Source organism: Legionella cincinnatiensis (assembly GCF_900452415.1).
GTDB classification, from domain to species: domain Bacteria; phylum Pseudomonadota; class Gammaproteobacteria; order Legionellales; family Legionellaceae; genus Legionella; species Legionella cincinnatiensis.
This window is the reverse complement of sequence record NZ_UGNX01000001.1, coordinates 318802-338709: the sequence shown is the minus strand read 5'-3', so window position 1 is coordinate 338709 and position 19908 is coordinate 318802. Positions and strand designations below refer to the sequence as shown.

The following is a 19908-nucleotide window of genomic DNA, read 5'->3' as shown; positions in this document are numbered from 1 at the left end:
TTTATAAATCACGCTTAATTTCAACTATTTCATATACTTCGATTAAATCGCCTGGTTTCACGTCATTGTAGTTTTTCACACCAATACCGCATTCAAATCCTTGGCGAACTTCAACAACATCATCCTTAAATCGTCGTAAAGACTCTAAAGTACCCTCATAAATAACCACATTGGCTCGCAATACACGAATCGGATTATTACGTTTAATTACACCTTCTACAACCATACATCCGGCAATTGCACCAATTTTAGGCGACTTAAATACATCGCGAACTTCAGCAATACCAATAATTTCTTCTTTAAATTGTGGTGCAAGCATACCAGTTAAAGCACCTTTGATTTGATCAACGATGTCATAAATAACACTGTAATAATGTAGGGGCACTGATTCATGTTCAGCGAGCTTTTTAGCACTACTATCTGCCCGAACATTAAAACCAACTAAAATTGCATCAGAGGCAATAGCAAGGTGAACGTCAGATTCAGTGATACCACCTACACCGCTAGAAATAACAGCAACTTTAACTTCATCAGTAGATAACTTCACTAAAGCATCTGAAATTGCTTCAAGAGAACCTTGTACATCTGCCTTGAGAACAACATTAAGTGCTTTAGACTCTCCAGCAGCCATATTTTCCATGATGCCTTCAATCGTTGACTTCTGGCGTCGCGCTAGTTTTACATCACGGAACTTACCTTGACGGAATAAAGCTACTTCCCTAGCCCTTTTCTCATCAGAAACAACTACTGCCTCATCTCCTGCATGGGGAATTGCTGATAAACCAAGTACCTCGACTGGGATTGAGGGACCTGCACTTTCTACCATATCACCATTATCGCCTACTAAAGCCCGCACACGACCATATTGAAAACCGGCAAGGAGGATATCACCTTTACGTAAGGTGCCACTTTGCACCAATACAGTAGCAACTGGACCTCTACCTTTATCCAAACGAGATTCAATAACCACGCCTTTTGCAGCCCCATCTGTAACTGCGGTCAGCTCTAAAACTTCTGATTGCAATAATATTGAATCGAGTAAATCATCAATCCCCATTCCAGATTTTGCTGAAATATTAACAAACATGGTGTCTCCGCCCCATGCTTCTGGAATTACTTCATAAACCGTCAATTCGTTCATAACTCGTTCAGGATCAGCATCTGGCTTATCCATTTTATTAATAGCAACTATGATAGGAACTTTTGCTGCTTTTGCATGCTGGATGGCCTCAATAGTTTGTGGCTTAACTCCATCATCTGCTGCAACAATCAAAATTACAATATCGGTCACTTTAGCACCACGAGCTCGCATCGCTGTAAATGCAGCATGGCCGGGTGTATCTAGAAATGTAATATCGCCTTTAGGAGTACTCACATGGTAAGCACCTATATGTTGTGTAATACCGCCTGCTTCGCCTGAAGCAACTTTGGTGCGACGAATATAATCAAGTAAAGAAGTTTTTCCATGATCAACATGCCCCATAATCGTCACAACGGGGGCTCTAGACTCATGATGGCTTCCTTCAGTAATAGATTCACCTAAACCTGCCTCAATTGCGTCTTCTTTAATAATACGAGCTTTATGCCCCATTTCTTCAACCACAATCACTGCAGTTTCTTGATCAATTACTTGGTTAATAGTAGCCATTGCACCAAGTGACATCATCACTTTTATCACTTCTGCGGCTTTTACTGACATTCTTTTCGCCAATTCAGCAACAGTGATCGTTTCTGGAAGTAAAACTTCTCTTACTACTGGTGCAGTTGGTAAGGCAAAACCATGTTTTAATGATTCCTCAGCCTCTCGATACTTATCTGATTTTTCAGTACCCTTACGTTTTTTAAACTTACTACGCCCACCACGTCTATGAGTTTCTTGTTCCTCTTCCTCACGATCGTAAGTTTGGTATTTTGGCTTTTTCTTAGCTTTTCTGAAATCAGATGAATCGGGCTCAGCTGCTTGCTCTATATGTTTCTTCTTAGTTTGTTTTTCAGGTTTATGCTCTTCTTTTAGTGAAAACTCTGCTATTTTTTCAAGCTCGGAGGTATTTTCCGGGATCTCTGTAGTCAATATATCGGATAATTCTTTCGTTTTTTCTTCCTCTTGGGAAGGTTCTTCGTCCTTTGCTTCGTGATCCTGCTCGACTTTTGTTTCAGGTACCGTCTGAACTGGCTCTATAGATAATTCTGTAGATTCTTCTACAGAAGGAGTTTCAAGTACAATCTCTGCAGGTTGCTGCTCAGGTACTGCCACATTCTCTTCTGCAGCAACTATAGGCTCTTCGGGTTCAGATTGCTCTATGACCGGACTTCGCTTCACAAAAACTTTCTTTTTACGAACTTCAATATTAACGGTCTTCCCACTATAAGCATCATGACCAATAGTAACTTGCGATAAGCTTTTTCGTCTTAAAGTAATTCGTTCAGGCGAAACATTGGTATCGCGCAAAGAAGTTTTCTTCAAGTGATTGAGAAGAATTCGCTTTTGCTCTTCATTCACAGTTTGTTGATCATCTTTAAAAGACAATCCTGCTTCCTGTAACTGGTTCAATAGGCGCTCAACCGGAATACCAACAACTTGAGCTAATTGCTTAACCGTCACATCCGCCATATTTTAATCCCCTTTCTGCAGTAACTTTATTATCTGCGTATCATTTGTACTACAATATTATCAAAAATCCATGGCTCTATAAAAACCATGGCTCTCTAGCCTTCATAATTAAAGCAGCAGCCTTTTCTTCTGTCATGCCTTCAAGTTCTAATAACTCATCTACAGATTGCTCGGCCAAATCTTCCATAGATGTAATTCCTCGAGTAGCTAATTGATTAGCGAGATCTTGATTCATTCCTTCCATTGTGAGCAAAGAATCATCAGGTAACCCCGATAAATCTTTATTGGAAGAAAGAGCCATAGTAAGCAAGTTATCGTTGGCTCTATTTCTTAGTTCTTCAACGATTTCTTCATCAAATTCTTCTATAGCTAAGAGTTCTTCTTTAGGTACATAGGCAATTTCTTCGAGTGAAGAAAAACCATGTGCTACTAATAATGTAGCTATTTCTTCATCAATTTCCAGTGCGGAAGTAAACAACTTAATAATTTTGCTTGACTCTTCTAAATTCTTATTTTCAAATTCGTCTGTAGTCATAACATTCAAAGTCCAACCTGTTAATTGACTTGCTAAGCGAACATTTTGACCATTTCTACCAATTGCTTGCGATAACTGATCCTTTTCTACAGCAAGATCCATAGTATGTGTATCCTCATCAACAACAATAGAAGATATATCTGCTGGCGCCATGGCATTTATAACTAATTGAGCTGGATTATCATCCCATAAGATAATATCAACTCGTTCTCCGCCAAGTTCACTGGAAACTGCTTGAACGCGGGCGCCACGCATACCCACACAAGCACCTACTGGATCAATCCGGCCATCATTCGTTTTAACGGCGATTTTTGCTCTATTTCCTGGATCACGAGCGGCTGCTTTAACTTCAATAACATTTTCACCGATTTCTGGCACTTCAATGCGGAAAAGTTCGATAAGCATTTCATTACGAGTACGACTGACAAATAATTGAGGGCCACGTGCCTGTGGTGTTATCTCATATAAATAAGCACGTACTCTATCATTAGGACGAAACATTTCATGAGGAAGCATTTCTATTCGAGGCAAGAATGCTTCTGCTTTTCCACCTAGGTCAATAATAATGTTGTCTCGAGTTACTTTTTTTACAGTACCATAAATCAACTGTCCTAATTTACTTCTAAATTGATCAATTACTAACTCACGCTCCGCTTCTCTGACCTTTTGCATAATCACTTGACGAGCCGCTTGAGCTTCGATTCGCCCAAACTCAATAGAAGGAATTGATTCTTCGATACGCTCACCTATATTTACTGATGGGTTACGTATCCTTGCTTGTTCTAAGGTGAGCTGACGATCGGGATATTCAAGATCATCCTCATTAACAACATCCCAATATCTAAAAGTTTCATAGTCTCCTGTACGAGAATCTAATTTAATTCTTACACCTATGTCTAGCCCAAAGATCTTGCGAGTTGCAGACTCTAATGCGGCCTGAATGGCAAGTATAATAACGTCCTTACTTACACCTCTTTCGTTTGATAATGCCTCTGCAACCAGTAACAATTCTTTGCTCATTGTTCGCCTCTCTATACTGTCAAACTTGCTCTCACAATATTTGAAAAAAGTAATTCTTGATCTTCATTGCCTAGATTAAGCACTATAGAAGTTTCAGATGCTGAAACTAGAATGCCCATCAATTTACGTTTACCGCCAACCGGCTTAAAAGTTTTCACCTGAATCTCATGCCCTAAATATCGTTGATATTGCCAACTTTTAAATAGAGGTCTAGGAATGCCAGGAGAGGATACTTCTAAACTATAATTTCCATGAATTGGATCCTCTACATCAAGTAAGGCACTTACTTGATGGCTTACCGCTTCACAATCATCAATTGTTATTCCATCAGATTTATCAATGTATATTCGCAGCAAAGAATGCTTACCTTGTGAAAGATATTCACATCCCCAAAGTTCATAGCCCATATCAGCAATTACAGGAGCTAATAAATGTTCCAATTCATCTTGTATCATACTATTTATAATTTCAAAAAGGCATATTGCCTAATACAAATACGGTACAGTAACCTGGCTGAAGATAAAGCATATATTTGGAAATCTTCTATAAGTAGAAATTTCACAGAATGACTTTATTCTACAGGGCTACTATGTTCTTAGTGCAGTTACAAATTAAATACAATCCTAAAAAATTTGATTTACGGTGAATGATTGTACGTTAACCTTTTCACTGCAATCCAACTACGTTTTTTAAGATAATAAAAAACCCCATAAATGGGGTTCTAAATAAGTGGTAGCGGGGGCAGGATTTGAACCTACGACCTTCGGGTTATGAGCCCGACGAGCTACCAGGCTGCTCCACCCCGCGTCAACTGAAGGCAAGTATACTGAGACTCTTCCTTCTTAGCAAGTACTTTCGTTCAAGTTTGTCAATAAAATGTGTTCTGCATCCCCAAAAGACCAATTTATGATGCAGACATAGGTTATTAAGAAGCAAAAGCATTGATACACGTTACAACTAAAGCTCCGGGAAAAATACCCAAGTAAAGCAATGAGAGACAGTTGAAAGAAAAAATTAAAACATTACCTTTATCTACAATAACGGGTTCATTATGAACAGGTTTATCAAAATACATTATTTTAACAATACGCAAATAATAATAAGCGCCAATAACTGTAAAGAATAAACCTACTACTGCAACCCACGTCATTTGTGCATCGACTAGAGCTTTAAGCACGAGTAATTTGGTAAGAAATCCAACTGTAGGAGGAACACCTGCCATTGAAAACATAATGATTAGCATCATAAATGCAAGCCAAGGACTTCTTTTGCTAAGTCCTTTTAAATCATCAACATTATCAATTTCCATCCCTTGACTTGACATTAAAACAATCAATCCAAAAGCAGCTGCTGATGTAATCGAATAAACTACAATATAGTAAAGAGCAGCTGAATATCCTGATGCACTTGCAGCTAGAATACCAAACAAAGCATATCCTATATGTGATATCGCTGAATATGCCAGTAAGCGTTTAATACTACTCTGAACTACAGCAAATAGATTTCCTAAGCCAGTAGAAAGCAGCGTGATTACCAGCAAAATTTGTTGCCATTGCGAACTAATATCTACCAAACCAATAGTAAGTAATCTAAAAGTCATACCAACTGCAGCTATTTTTGGTGCGGCACTAATAAACAAAGTAACGGAGCTAGGTGCTCCTTGGTATACATCAGGAGCCCACATGTGAAACGGTACAGCAGCTAATTTAAACGCAACCCCTGCCAAAATGAAGACTAAGGCAAAAGATAATAATGCATTTTGCTGTTGCCAATTTGCAGCAATTGCATTAGCAACATCTAATAGATCTAATTTCCCGGTAGCTCCATAAATTAAAGACATGCCGTATAAAAGCATAGCCGATGCGATGGATCCCATTACGAAATATTTTATTGCAGCTTCAGAAGAATCACCATCTGTTCTGCGAATGGCTGTCATAGCATACAAAGGTAAAGATAATAATTCTAACCCTAGAAATACGGTTAACAATGAATGAGCTGAAACAAGAAGCATCATACCTAATGCAGAAAACATTCCTAATACATAATAATCACCGGATGGCATTTGACGCTCATCGATGTAGTTTCTTGAATAGATAAAACTGAGCAAAACAGTAAGATAAATAAAAAACTTCATTATATGAGCTACATCATCACTAATAAACAAGCCACTCAAAGTAATAACTTTAAACATCCCAATATAAAAGAAGCTAATCAAGGCAGCTACAATCAATCCGATGCAGGATATAAAATAAGCAGCTGACTTATACCGATGCCTTAAAAATAAATCGGCAAGCAATGCGATACAGGCTGTAGCCAACACAACCATTTCAGGAAGGGCTACATGAATATTTTCTAGTAATGCTGTCATATTGATTAACCTTGATTACAGTTTTGATTGGCTTGCTAATGCGAGAGTATGGCTTACTGTTTGATGGATATACTCTAACAATGGCTTAGGATAAACACCCATAACAATTACTGCTAAAGCAAGCAGGATATAAGCACTTAACTCAAAGCCCGTAAGGTCTTTTAGCGCTGCAACCTTTTCATTAGCTATAGGCCCAAAAATGACGCGTTTATACATCCAGAGATTATAGCCTGCAGATGTAATTAACGTAGTTGCGGCCCAAAATGCAACCCAGAAGCCCGCTTTAAGTGAACCCAAAATTACCATAAACTCGCCAACAAATCCGGAGGTTCCTGGTAGTCCTGCATTTGCCATACAAAAGAGCATAAAGAACGAAGCAAACATAGGCATTGTATTTACGATTCCACCAAAATCCGCTAATTTTCGGGTATGCATCCGATCATAAATGTATCCAACACCCGCAAAAAGCCCACTGGAGACAAAGGCATGTGAAATCATTACAACGATTGCACCTTCTAATATTAAACCTGCTCCGCTTAGACCTGATTGTTTCGCAATAGCAAAAATAGCAAAGGAACCTAGGGTCACAAATCCCATATGCGAAATTGAAGAATATGCAATGAGTCGTTTCATGTCTTTTTGAATAATTGCAACCAAAGCAATATAAACAATCGCAATTAAAGAGAGAGCAATCATTATCCCGGCGTATCGATTACATGCATCAGGAACTATAGGCAAAGAAAAACGAATAAATCCGTAAGCGCCTAGCTTCAGTAAAATTGCGGCTAACACTACAGAGCCCCCTGCAGGTGCTTCCGTATGAGCATCTGGCAACCAAGTATGAACAGGAAACATAGGAATTTTTATTGCAAAGCCTAGGAAAAAAGCAATAAAAATCAATGTTTGTGCGGTCATGCCAAGTTTAATTGCATAAAAAGCTTCAATATTGAATGTACCAGCGATATATCCCATGTACAAAAAGCTGGCCAGCATTAACACCGAGCCTAAAAAAGTGTATAAGAAAAATTTAATAGCAGCATAGACTCGATTATCCGAACCCCAGATACCGATAATCAGATACATGGGGATCAATGTTGCTTCCCAAAACACATAGAATAAAATGGCATCTAAAGCAGAAAACACCCCAACTAATAGGCCCTGCATAATTAAAAATGCAGCTAAATATTGAGAAACTCTATTGGTGATACTATCCCAAGTAGCTAAAATAACAATTAGGTTAGTAAAAATACTAAGCACAATAAGAAGCAAAGAGAGTCCATCAATGCCTAAACTATAGCTAATCCCTAAGGCTGGCATCCACGGAAATTCTTCCAAATATTGCATTCCTAATGTTTTGGTATCAAAACCTGCAACAAGTGGAATACAAAGCAACAAGCAAAGTATTACCGTAAATAAAGCTAAGTAGCGTGAAATATTCGGGTTACGATCATCTCCAACGAGAAGAACAAAAACACCGCCTATTATGGGCAACCAAATTAGTAAATTGAGCAAATAATGCATACCTTCACCCTATATTCAGCCGAGTATCAACCAGCATAAAAATCCAAATAACCCCAATACCATTACTGCCGCATAATGATACAGATAACCGCTTTGTATCGTGCGACCTTTAGCTGAAAACCATCTAATAAGTCGACTACTGCCATTTACAACCATTCCATCGATTAATTTCTGATCACCGACATTATAAAATATTCGTCCTATTCCCTTCGAACCTTTTACAATAAACAAATTGTTAAAAGCATCGAAACCATATTTATTAACAAGTATTTTATAAATGAGTGAAAAGCGTCGTGCTAATTGTCCTGGGAGAGATGGAACAGCAATATAGCAAACCCACGCGATAGCGGCGCCAGCTAAAGTAATCCAAAGCGTCAAGGAGTACACTGAATGTAGCATGCTTTCAAAAGGAGAAACAACTTCATGCGCTAGTTCTGCTAAAACATTATGTTGCGGTAGAATAAACAGTGATGAACCAATTAGACTTGGGTTATCATAGAGCATAGGCATATAAAGTACGTAGCCTAATATAACAGAAGGAATGGCGAGTAAAACCAGCGGGAGCCATACTACCCATGGTGATTCATGAATATGGCTTAATGTATGTTCATCCATGCGCGGCTTGCCATGAAAAGTCATAAATAAAGATCTAAATGTATAGAGCGCCGTTACACCAGCACCGAGAACGACACAAAAATAGGCATAACTACTTCCAGGGATCTGCGATAATTGGGCTGCTTCGATAATTGTATCTTTTGAATAAAATCCTGCAAAAGGTGGAAACGCACATAAAGCCAAAGAACCAATAACGTAAGTCACATAGGTAATAGGCATTTTATTCCATAAGCCACCCATCTTTCTCATATCTTGTTCATGATGCATGCCAATAATAACTGAACCCGCACCAAGGAACAATAATGCTTTAAAACATGCGTGGGTAAGCAGATGAAAGATGCCAGCGCTATAGGCAGAAGCACCCATCGCTACCATCATATAACCAAGTTGTGACAAAGTCGAATAGGCTACAACCCGTTTAATGTCATTCATCACCAAAGCTAAAATTCCCGTAAAGAGTGCACCACTAGCACCAATCACCAGGACCACACTTAGCGCAGTAGTAGAATATTCAATAAGTGGAGAAATACGCGCTATCATAAATACCCCTGCTGTAACCATTGTTGCAGCATGGATAAGTGCTGAAATTGGTGTTGGACCTTCCATAGATTCAGGTAACCATACATGTAAAGGTATTTGTGCTGATTTTCCCATAGCCCCCACATACAAAGCCAAACAAATTACCGTCATCAAAGACCAAGGATGTCCTTGAAATAACTCTATATTTTGAGTAGCCAAGTAGTTTGCATTTTGGAACACAGTTGTATAATCAATGCTTCCTGTATATGCAAAAACGAGAGCAATACCTAATAAAAATCCAAAATCGCCTACGCGATTTACAATAAACGCTTTCAGACTACCTTCATTAGCCGATTCTTTCTGGTACCAAAAACCGATAAGCAAATAAGACACTAGTCCTACACCTTCCCAGCCAAAGAATAATTGTAAGAAATTGTTGGCAGTTACCAACATCAGCATCATAAAGGTAAACAACGAAATATAACTAAAAAAACGTTGATACCCATCATCATCCGCCATATATCCAATACTGTATATATGTACGAGTAACGATACAAAGTTAACGATAACCAACATGACTGTACTTAACGGATCAATTAAAAATCCTATATTAAATTCGAATGGAAGAATTAATCCGCCACTCGCCCAATGATAAACAACAGTACTCTCAGTTGAGATGTGGCCAGAAAAAAGCTGGCACGCCAAATACACTGATGTTGCGAAAGAAATCGCAACTCCCAAAATAGTGACTGTATGAGCTCCAGCTCGTCCTATTTGATTACGAAAAAAGCCAGCAATCATAGAACCTGCAAGAGGCGCTAGAACAATTATTAGACAAAGTTGTTGGATACTCACAATGTTAACCTTTTAAATGATTCATCTTATCAACGTTAATGTTACCTCTATTTCTGAAAAGCAACATCACTATGGCTAAACCTATAGCCGCTTCTGCAGCAGCAACAGTTAATATAAAAAAAACAAAAACTTGTCCACTAATTTCGCTATAATAATGTGAAAATGCAACAAAATTCGTGTTCACTGCGAGTAACATTAATTCGATGCATACGAGCAATAAAATGATGTTTCTCCGATTCATCATAATGCCAATAAGACCAAAACCAAATAAAATGGCTCCTAAAATTAGGTAATGATTAACAGGTATCATCTAGAATTCCCCAATATTATTTTTCTGCTTTCATATTAATTAATTCTACTCGCTGATTTTTATGCGTTAGAATCTGTTGTTTCACATTTTGTCTTTTCGATTTTCTCGGGCCTCTATGAGCCAAAGTTATTGCGGAAATGATTGCTATTAACAATAAAGCAGCTGCAATTTCAAAAGCCAATAAATAATCTGTATACAGCACCATACCTAAAGCTTCAGTATTCGATAATGGTCGTTGTTCTTCAGTGCCATTTTGTTTTGCATCAAGCAGTTGTGAGCTTATTGCATGACTTTGTTGAACTTCTACGTTTTTCTTAAAGGTCCCAGAAGGAATAGACACCATTAAAAGTCCAAGGAACAAAGCAACAAGAATCAGTCCAAAGGGTAAATAACGTTTATAATGGCTCTTCATTATTTCAACATCAATATTGAGCATCATGACGACAAATAAAAACAATGTCATCACTGCGCCAACATAAACTAACACAAGAATAAGCGCGAGAAACTCCGCTTCCGCAAGTATCCATAATACAGCACTGGCAAAAAAAGTAAGTACAAGAAATAAAACACTACGCACTGGGTTATCTTGGATAATTACCATAAAGGCAGCACCGATTGCTAATGCTGCAAAGATATAAAAAATCACTTGAACTAATAAATCATGCATAAAAATTACCTCATCATCGGTATTTTTCGTCAGCAGCTCGATCTGCTGCAAGTTTGGGTTCCATCAAATCACCAAGCGCCAATAACTTTTCTTTAGTCATAATGTTTTGCCCACGCTCACTAACATGATAATGATGTATTGGGGTAACAACTATAGAGTCCACTGGGCATGATTCCTCACATAAACCGCAATTAATACATTTAAACATATCAATATCATATCGTGTTGTGCGACGTGTACCATCTGCACGCGGTTCTGCTTCAATTGTTATGGCCAATGCTGGGCACACCGCCTCACATAACTTGCACGCGATACAACGCTCTTCACCATTGGGATAACGACGCAACGCCAGTAAGCCTCTAAAACGAGGTGAAATGGGTGTTTTTTCTTCAGGAAATTGCACAGTTACTTTTTTCTTAAAGAAATATTTACCCGTTAACTTTAGCCCCAATAATAATTCTACTAAAAGAAAACTACGTAAATAATATTTTATATTTTGATATGCTTTTTTCATCGGCTTCTCTATTAATCATCAAAACCAAGGTTTAAGATGTGTTATAACCATTAAGGCAGTTACAATAATCCAAACGATGGTGACTGGAATAAGTACTTTCCAACCTAAACGCATAAGCTGGTCATAACGATAACGAGGAAAAGTTGCCCTTATCCACAAATACACGTAAAGGAAAAAGCATACTTTTACGAGCAACCAAACAAAACCAGGAACAACAAAAAAGATGTCTTCTAAAATCGGTATTCCCTCAAATGGAGACATCCATCCCCCGAGAAATAAAACACTGAGCAATACAGAAATAAGAATCATGCTGGCATATTCGGACAAGAAAAATAGTGCAAATCCTATCCCAGAGTATTCAACGTGGAACCCTGCAACAATTTCAGACTCTCCTTCAGCCAAATCAAAGGGGGCTCTATTTGTTTCAGCGATACCTGCAATCCAAAATACAAGAAAGAGTGGCAATAATGGAATAAACCACCAATGTAAAATGCCTCCTTTTTGTGAATTAACGACGTCGGTTAAGTTCATACTTCCTGCTGCCAGCAGTACCCCTACTAACGCAAAACCCATCGCTATCTCATAAGAAACAGTCTGGGCAGTACTTCTTAAGGCACCGAACATTGCATATTTAGAATTAGACGCCCACCCTGCAATTAATACCCCATACACGCCTAAGGAACTCATTGCAAAAATATAGAGCACACCTGCATTAATGTTTGCGAGAACAACTCCTTCTTGAAAAGGAACAACAGCCCAACCAACTAAAGCAGGTACCAAGGCAAACAATGGTGCAGCAATAAAGAGGTATCTATTTGATCGTGTAGGAATAATAATTTCTTTTGTAATCAATTTAATTAAGTCAGCAATAGGCTGAAGTAAACCTTTAACACCAACTCGGTTTGGACCTATCCGAGCCTGGATATATCCTATTACTTTACGCTCAGCGTAAATTAAATAGGCAACACAAAGTAATAAAGGTATTACTATCACTAATATTTTGATAATGACCCAAATTAATATGCTAATATCTTGCAGCATTTTTTTACCTGCCTAGCGCTTAATAGTTATTGCAGCAAATGAATGACCTAAATCAACTGTCTCAGGCATCGCGTTTGCTACCCATACAACATCGGCCGCAATGCGCTCATCACGTTTAAGCGGCAATGTTATCTCAATATCTCCCTGAGATACAGTAGCAACATCATCTAAATTTAATCTATCTGCCGTTTCAGGATTGATGCGAATACATGCCGACTCAGCCGCAGCACATAATTGTAACTCTTTAGCATTTCTAATAATCGCGTCGCTACGGTATAGAGGCCATTCGCCAACTCGAATTAGAGATTGATTCATTAGTGGTAAACATTCAGGATAATAAGGTTTATATTCCTGCTCCATTGTAATTGCAATAATATTTTTTATTTCTGTTAACACATGCTCAGTCGACATATATTCAAAATCATGGCAGTGGAGCAAATTACCTAACACTCGTAAAATCTTCCATGCCGGCCGAGAATCTCCATGAGGAGACAAAGCGCCTTTTACTGTTTGCCAAGTATTATCAACATTAACATATGTTCCTGAAGTTTCTGCATAAGGAGCTATAGGTAAGATTACATCCGCATAATCATGCATTGAATCATGATTATAGGCAGAGAGAAGCACCACAAATTCTGCGGCAAGCATCGCTTGTCTTGCACCAAAAGGATTAGCAAAATCAAAGCCAGGCTCAACTCCCATTAAAAAATATGCTTTAAGTTTTGCATTGATCGCTGACTGGACATCCATTCCGACAGTGGAAACAGATTTTCCTGCTGTTGTTCTATGGGGAACCATTCCCGCCATCCATGCTCCGGCAGTATTAGCACCCTGAGTAAGTCTGAGTACCTTTGCACCACTTAACTTTTCGATCAAGAAAACAAAAGTACGCAATAAAGCAGCCTCTGGATGATTTTCACAAAGAGCACCAGTAACGAGGCATGCCTTGCCTTCTTTTAATGCCTTAGCAACACTTCGAATCGCTTCGTCTGGTTCTAAGCCTATCAATAATTTTTGTATTTCCTCAGGTAAATTCTTTATATTATCAGTAAGAGCTAAAATAAGTTTGGCCAATTGCATTGGCATTTCCAAGGGTGGAATTATAAAGCGCTCACTTAAATCAAAACGGAATTCAAAATCTACTGGATTAATTGCATAAATTTTGGCGCCATTACGAAAAGCCTTACGAAGTCGAACACCAGCCAAGGGGACTTCGCGATCTATATTGCATCCAACGAGCAATATAGAATTTTGATGCTCTATGTCGGCATACGCTAAAGAACTTTGAGGGGTTGTTGTTTGATTTTCTTGATCTTTGAAATCAATTTGTTGCACTCTATGATCAAGATTATGCACTCCAATTTCGCGCATCAGTTTTTGCAATAAAAATAGTTCTTCTAAGGTAGAAGAACTCGATGCAAATGCGGCTACTTGTTCAGGTCCATTATTTTTTATAACACGAGCTAGCCCATCTGCCGTAAATTTTAAGGCCGTTTCCCAATCAACTGTTTCCCATTGACCATTGCGTTTAATTTGAGGCTGAGAAGCTCTTGCTGCGCTTTTTAATCCTAAATAACTGAATCGATCACGATCAGAGAGCCAGGTTTCATTAATTACTTCATTTTCTTTAGGAACAACACGCATCAACTCATTTCGGCGTGTGTGTAAATAAATATTTGATCCCAAACAATCATGGGGTGCAACACCTTCATGTTGCGTTAATTCCCAAGCTCTTGCTGTGAAACGAAAGGGTTTAGAGGTTAAAGCCCCTACAGGACATAAATCAATAATATTACCAGAAACTTCTGACTTCATACTATGCTGAACATACGTGCCAATTTGCATATGTTCACCACGTCCTGTTGCACCTAACTCTCTTAATCCTGCTATTTCTTCGCCAAATCGGACACAACGAGTGCAATGGATACATCGCGTCATTTCAGTAGAAATGAGTGGCCCTAAATTATCATCATCCACAGACCGCTTTGTTTCTTTGTATTCTGATGAGCCTGAACCAAATCCCATAGAGTTATCTTGTAATTCACACTCCCCACCTTGATCGCATATTGGGCAATCCAAGGGGTGATTAATGAGAAGAAACTCCATAACTGCTTTTTGAGAGTGTAAGGCTTCTTTTGATTTAGTAAAGACTTTCATCCCGTTTGTAATTGGCGTTGCACAAGCAGGAACTGGTTTTCTGCCATTTTCAACTTCAACTAAACACATGCGGCAGTTTGCTGCCACTGATAACTTTTTATGATAGCAAAAACGTGGGATATGAATACCTGCTTCATCTGCCACTTCAATGATCATTTGACCATTTTCTGCTTCAAAAACTTTACCGTCGATTTCAATAGTAGTAGTCATAGTCAAACCTTTTATTTATGCTGCGACGATTGAGCGTTTATGTTTCACGAAATATTCAAATTCATCGCGGAAATGCTTAATAAAACTTTGTACAGGCCAAGCGGCTGCCTCGCCTAATGCACAAATAGTGCGTCCTTCGATATTATTCGCGACATTGACTAATCTCTCTACATCCCCAGGTTCACCATGGCCTTCTTTAATGCGGTGTAATAGACGAACCATCCAACCCGTACCTTCTCGACATGGAGTACATTGACCACAAGACTCATCCATGTAGAATTCTGCAATACGATACAACGCATCTACCATACAAGTAGTTTCATCCATGATGATTACCGCTCCTGATCCTAGTCCTGAACCAGCTTTCTGGATGCTATCATAATCCATATCAAGACCCATCATAACGTCACCTGGCAAGACAGGCATCGATGTTCCCCCAGGAATTACCGCTTTTATCTTTCGACCTTCGCGAACGCCACCTGCTAACTCTACAAGTATTTTAAAAGGGGTGCCTAGTGGAATTTCAAAATTTCCTGGCTTATTGACATGTCCACTAACACTAAAACACTTAGCGCCTCCATTATTGGGTTTACCTAATTTTAAAAACCATTCACCACTCTTTTCCATAATAACGGGAACGGAAGCAAAAGTTTCAGTGTTGTTTATTGTCGTGGGTTTGCCGTATAAACCGTAATTTGCAGGAAACGGAGGTTTAAATCGTGGTTGACCTTTTTTTCCCTCAAGAGAATTAAGTAAAGCAGTTTCTTCACCGCAGATATAGGCCCCTGCCCCTAAGTGATTGTATAGATCAAAGTCAATACCAGAACCTAAGATATTTTTGCCCAATAAACCTGCAGCATAGGCTTCTTCTATGGCCATCTCGGTATGTTCATAAGGCAGCCAAAATTCACCACGGATATAGTTGTAACCCACAGTTGCTCCCATGGTATATCCGGCTATAGCCATACCTTCTATAAGTTGATGAGGGTTAAATCTGAGTATATCTCGATCCTTACAAGTACCTGGCTCACCTTCATCAGAATTACATACAACGTATTTTTGTACTGGATTATTGCGATTCATAAAGCTCCATTTCAATCCAGTAGGAAACCCAGCGCCACCTCGACCTCGTAATGCAGAAGTTTTGAGTTCGTCAATAATATGTTGAGGAGAAGTTTGTTCTTTTAAAATTTTTCTCCAAGCACTGTATCCACCAACACTTTCATATGCAGATAGTGTCCAAGGTTCTGGTAGATGAAATGTTCGATAGCAAACTTGATTTAATTCAACCACGGCAACCACCTCTATCTTTTATTGGTATTGTTCCAACACTTTGTCTATTGATTCAGGAGTCAAATTTTCATGATAGTCCTTATCCACTTGCATCATTGGTGCATTAACACAAGCCCCCAAACATTCCACTGCTCGTAAGGTAAAGCGCCCATCATCCGTAGTTTCACCCAATTTTATGTCTAATTTTTTTTCTAGATGTTTTACAACCGCGGCAGAATCACAGAGCATACATGAAATATTGGTACATACATTTATCAAATGTCTACCAACTTGCTTGTGCTCATACATCGTATAGAAACTGGCCACTTCATAAACCGCAATTGGAGGCATATCAAGGTAATTCGCGATTGCATCCATTAGTTCAGTAGTTAAGTAGCCATGCTCTTCTTGAACAATTCTTAAAACACTCATTACAGCAGATTGTTTTTGATCTATTGGATATTTTGCTATCCAATGGTCAATATCTTTTATTCTCTCAGCCGAGACTAATTGATGCAATATTTTTGCTGAATTATCAGACATTTCTAAACCTTTTATTTAGGGAGTCGTGCAAAAAATTTACATGACTCACATCATATCTTAACCATCATCTTGACATTTCATTTGCAAAATGCTTCATATACTACATACCAATATGTGCCTGCGCATTATCAAACATGTCAATTTGACAGCAAATCAAGCACAAATTATATAAATTTCTACGATCTTTAATTAAACTCCTGCAAGGTCATAGCAAAAACTTTGCAATAAAACACCCTAAGAATTAACGATCAATTTCACCAAATACTATATCCTGGCTTGCTAAAATAGCGACCCCATCAGCGATCATATGTCCTCGAGTCATTTCATCATAACTGGACAGATGAGCAAACCCAGGAGCACGAATTTTCATTCTATAGGGTTTATTAGCACCATCAGATACCATATAAATACCAAACTCGCCTTTAGGCGCCTCAACAGCACTGTATACTTCACCCGCAGGTAAACAAAAACCTTCAGTAAATAACTTAAAGTGATGGATTAACTCTTCCATGTCTGCTTTCATTTCTACACGTCGGGGAGGCGTAATTTTATGGTCATCTACTCGAACTGGACCAGGATTTGCCTTTAACCACTCAATACATTGTCTGACTATGCGATTTGATTGTCTTAGCTCTTCTACACGAACTAAATAGCGATCATAACAATCACCTGTTTTACCTACAGGGATATCAAAATCTACACGATCATAAGCAGCATAACTTTGCTTTTTTCGTAAGTCCCAGGCAATTCCAGAACCACGAAGCATAGGGCCTGTAAAACCCCATTGAAGTGCATCTTCAGGTGAAACAATACCAATATCAACGGTGCGTTGCTTCCAAATTCGATTATCGGTTAATAATGTTTCATACTCATCGACACAGCGCGGAAAACGCTCAGTAAATGCCCAGAGAAAATCAAGCAAGCTGCCATTACGGTCTTCATTTAGTTTTTCAACTTCACGATCATTATGCCATTTTGAGGTTTGATACTTAGGCATCATATCGGGCAAGTCTCGTGCTACACCTCCAGGCCTATAGTAAGTAGCATGCATCCGCGCTCCAGATACAGCCTCATAACAATCAAATAAATCTTCACGCTCTCTAAAGCAATATAAAAAGACAGTCATAGCTCCTATATCAAGTGCAATGGCACCCAACCATAAAAGGTGATTCAAAATACGTGTTACTTCATCAAACATAGTCCGAATGTATTGAGCACGTAAGGGAATTTCTATGCCTAATAACTTTTCGATTGCTCGCACATATGCGTGCTCATTACACATCATAGAGACATAATCGAGCCTATCCATATAACCAATAGTTTGGATATAGGGTTTTGTTTCTGCTAATTTTTCTGTTGCCCTATGTAATAAACCAATATGAGGATCAGCACGTATGATTGTTTCACCTTCAAGTTCAAGAACTAAACGTAATACGCCATGTGCCGCTGGGTGTTGTGGGCCAAAATTTAAAGTATAGTTTTTCAATTCAATCATTTTCGCCACCTTTGTTACCAATATAACGGTTATCATTACGAATAACCTTAGGCACTAAAACTCTAGGCTCAATATCTACTGGAGCATAAATGACTTTTTCAGATTTTGCATCATAGCGCATTTCAACATGGCCGCTTAGGGGAAAATCTTTACGAAATGGGTGTCCAATAAAACCATAATCCGTCAAGATACGTCTTAAATCTGGGTGGCCCTCAAATAAAACACCATATAAATCATAAGCTTCACGCTCAAACCAATTTGCTCCTTTCCATAAATCATGTATTGATGGAACAATTAAGTGTGACTCATCAGCAAATACTTTAACACGTATACGATGATTTTTTTTAGTTGAAAGCAAGTGATAAACTACGGCAAAACGAGGTTTATCGAGTGTATATGCGTTGGTTTCTTGGCGCTCAACGCCTCGAGAAAAACCCTTTTCTGTTGCTGCATCTGTTTCCCAATCATATTGACCATAAAGCAAATAATCTACCGCACAAAGATCAATAAGTTGATCAAAACAAAAAGCCTCTAAATCACGTAATTCAAGCATTACGGCTTTTAGATTTGATGCATCAACTTCAATGGTTACCTCATCATGAGCGACAGATACAGTGCTGATGTAACTTGTCAATTCACTATTGAGTTGTTCAACCAAATAATCATTTTTTGTCATCTATTTGCACCTTTGATAATCTTAAGCTTCTAAGATTTTTTTATGCCTGATTTTGTTTTGTAATTGAATAATTCCATAAAGTAGTGCTTCAGCAGTTGGAGGACACCCTGGCACATAAACATCTACAGGAACAATACGATCACACCCACGCACTACTGAGTAGGAATAATGATAATATCCACCTCCATTAGCGCATGATCCCATGGAAATCACCCATCTAGGTTCAGGCATTTGGTCATAAACTTTGCGTAAAGCAGGAGCCATTTTATTACACAATGTGCCAGCCACTATCATCACATCAGATTGACGAGGACTAGGACGAAAAATAACTCCAAACCGGTCCAAATCATAACGTGCAGCACCAGCATGCATCATTTCTACGGCACAACATGCTAAACCAAATGTCATAGGCCACATAGAACCGCTACGCGCCCATCCAACAAGTTTTTCGACAGAAGTCGTCACAAAGCCATTTTTTTGCAATTCAGCAACCGCCATAGCTAGCCTCTAAGCAGTTAAATATTAATAAAAAAAGAGTCCTTCTAATCGTATGCTTCTACTGTAGAAAGCGATCAGAAGTGAACATGCTTGCACTAAAATTATTCCCACTCAAGTGCGCCGCGTTTCCATTCATAAATAAAACCAATAACTAACAATCCTAGAAATAACATCATTCCTGCAAAACCAAACCAACCTATCTTACGTAGAACCAAAGCCCAAGGGAAAAAGAAAGCCGTTTCCAAATCAAAGATAATGAAAAGTATGGCTACAAGATAAAAGCGAACATCAAAAGGGATATGCGCATTTTCAAAGGCACCAAATCCACATTCGTAAGGTGCATTTTTGGCATCATCGGGCATATGTTTTGAAAATAGGCTACCAGCACCTAACATCGCTAAACCTAATGCGACTCCAATTATTATGAAAATGAGAACTGGAAAATATTGAGATAGCATTTTTTTACCTTGCACGAATTAAA

Annotated in this window: 16 protein-coding genes, 1 tRNA gene and 2 pseudogenes; all 19 read right to left on the bottom strand. The window is 38.6% G+C overall.

The window, feature by feature from the left end:
- Position 1 precedes the first annotated feature (1 nt).
- Positions 2–2182: pseudogene (gene infB / locus DYH34_RS01445) on the bottom strand (translation initiation factor IF-2); the annotation flags it as partial.
- A gap of 87 nt (positions 2183–2269) precedes the next feature.
- A pseudogene (locus DYH34_RS18660) lies at positions 2270–2611 on the bottom strand (translation initiation factor IF-2 associated domain-containing protein); the annotation flags it as partial.
- Positions 2612–2687: 76 nt separating this feature from the next.
- Entirely contained in the window at positions 2688–4166 is a 1479-nt protein-coding gene (nusA, locus tag DYH34_RS01440) for a transcription termination factor NusA (protein WP_058463985.1), read from the bottom strand.
- An 11-nt stretch (positions 4167–4177) separates the two neighbouring features.
- The gene (rimP, locus tag DYH34_RS01435) at positions 4178–4621 is read right to left on the bottom strand and encodes a ribosome maturation factor RimP (RefSeq protein ID WP_058463986.1); all 444 of its coding nucleotides are present in this window, start codon (positions 4619–4621) and stop codon (positions 4178–4180) included.
- A gap of 275 nt (positions 4622–4896) precedes the next feature.
- Positions 4897–4973, bottom strand: a tRNA-Met gene (locus DYH34_RS01430).
- 118 nt (positions 4974–5091) lie between these two features.
- Positions 5092–6534 (bottom strand): NADH-quinone oxidoreductase subunit NuoN, encoded by a 1443-nt coding sequence (gene nuoN, locus DYH34_RS01425; RefSeq protein WP_058463987.1) that lies wholly within the window; start codon positions 6532–6534, stop codon positions 5092–5094.
- 15 nt (positions 6535–6549) lie between these two features.
- Positions 6550–8055 (bottom strand): NADH-quinone oxidoreductase subunit M, encoded by a 1506-nt coding sequence (locus DYH34_RS01420; protein WP_058463988.1) that lies wholly within the window; start codon positions 8053–8055, stop codon positions 6550–6552.
- Positions 8056–8070: 15 nt separating this feature from the next.
- Positions 8071–10044 (bottom strand): NADH-quinone oxidoreductase subunit L, encoded by a 1974-nt coding sequence (gene nuoL, locus DYH34_RS01415; protein WP_058463989.1) that lies wholly within the window; start codon positions 10042–10044, stop codon positions 8071–8073.
- Between the two features lie 4 nt (positions 10045–10048).
- Positions 10049–10354, bottom strand: a complete 306-nt coding sequence (gene nuoK / locus DYH34_RS01410; protein WP_027272536.1) for an NADH-quinone oxidoreductase subunit NuoK — start codon at positions 10352–10354, stop codon at positions 10049–10051.
- 16 nt (positions 10355–10370) lie between these two features.
- Positions 10371–11021, bottom strand: coding sequence for an NADH-quinone oxidoreductase subunit J (locus tag DYH34_RS01405; RefSeq protein WP_058463990.1), 651 nt, complete (start codon positions 11019–11021; stop codon positions 10371–10373).
- A gap of 13 nt (positions 11022–11034) precedes the next feature.
- Positions 11035–11535, bottom strand: a complete 501-nt coding sequence (nuoI, locus tag DYH34_RS01400; protein ID WP_058463991.1) for an NADH-quinone oxidoreductase subunit NuoI — start codon at positions 11533–11535, stop codon at positions 11035–11037.
- A gap of 18 nt (positions 11536–11553) precedes the next feature.
- Positions 11554–12576: an NADH-quinone oxidoreductase subunit NuoH gene (gene nuoH / locus DYH34_RS01395; RefSeq protein WP_058463992.1), complete on the bottom strand. Its 1023-nt coding sequence runs from the start codon at positions 12574–12576 to the stop codon at positions 11554–11556.
- Positions 12577–12588: 12 nt separating this feature from the next.
- Positions 12589–14943: an NADH-quinone oxidoreductase subunit NuoG gene (gene nuoG, locus DYH34_RS01390; protein WP_058463993.1), complete on the bottom strand. Its 2355-nt coding sequence runs from the start codon at positions 14941–14943 to the stop codon at positions 12589–12591.
- A gap of 15 nt (positions 14944–14958) precedes the next feature.
- Complete coding sequence (gene nuoF, locus DYH34_RS01385) at positions 14959–16236, bottom strand: NADH-quinone oxidoreductase subunit NuoF (RefSeq protein ID WP_058463994.1); 1278 nt, start codon at positions 16234–16236, stop codon at positions 14959–14961.
- An 18-nt stretch (positions 16237–16254) separates the two neighbouring features.
- On the bottom strand, positions 16255–16758 hold the full coding sequence (nuoE, locus tag DYH34_RS01380; RefSeq protein WP_058463995.1) for an NADH-quinone oxidoreductase subunit NuoE: 504 nt from the start codon (positions 16756–16758) through the stop codon (positions 16255–16257).
- 241 nt (positions 16759–16999) lie between these two features.
- On the bottom strand, positions 17000–18253 hold the full coding sequence (locus tag DYH34_RS01375) for an NADH-quinone oxidoreductase subunit D (RefSeq protein WP_058463996.1): 1254 nt from the start codon (positions 18251–18253) through the stop codon (positions 17000–17002).
- Entirely contained in the window at positions 18246–18929 is a 684-nt protein-coding gene (locus DYH34_RS01370) for an NADH-quinone oxidoreductase subunit C (RefSeq protein WP_058463997.1), read from the bottom strand. Before DYH34_RS01370 ends, DYH34_RS01375 begins: the two co-directional genes overlap by 8 nt.
- Before the next feature lie 21 nt (positions 18930–18950).
- Positions 18951–19427 (bottom strand): NuoB/complex I 20 kDa subunit family protein, encoded by a 477-nt coding sequence (locus tag DYH34_RS01365; protein ID WP_058463998.1) that lies wholly within the window; start codon positions 19425–19427, stop codon positions 18951–18953.
- A gap of 101 nt (positions 19428–19528) precedes the next feature.
- The gene (locus DYH34_RS01360; protein WP_058463999.1) at positions 19529–19885 is read right to left on the bottom strand and encodes an NADH-quinone oxidoreductase subunit A; all 357 of its coding nucleotides are present in this window, start codon (positions 19883–19885) and stop codon (positions 19529–19531) included.
- Positions 19886–19908 lie beyond the last annotated feature (23 nt).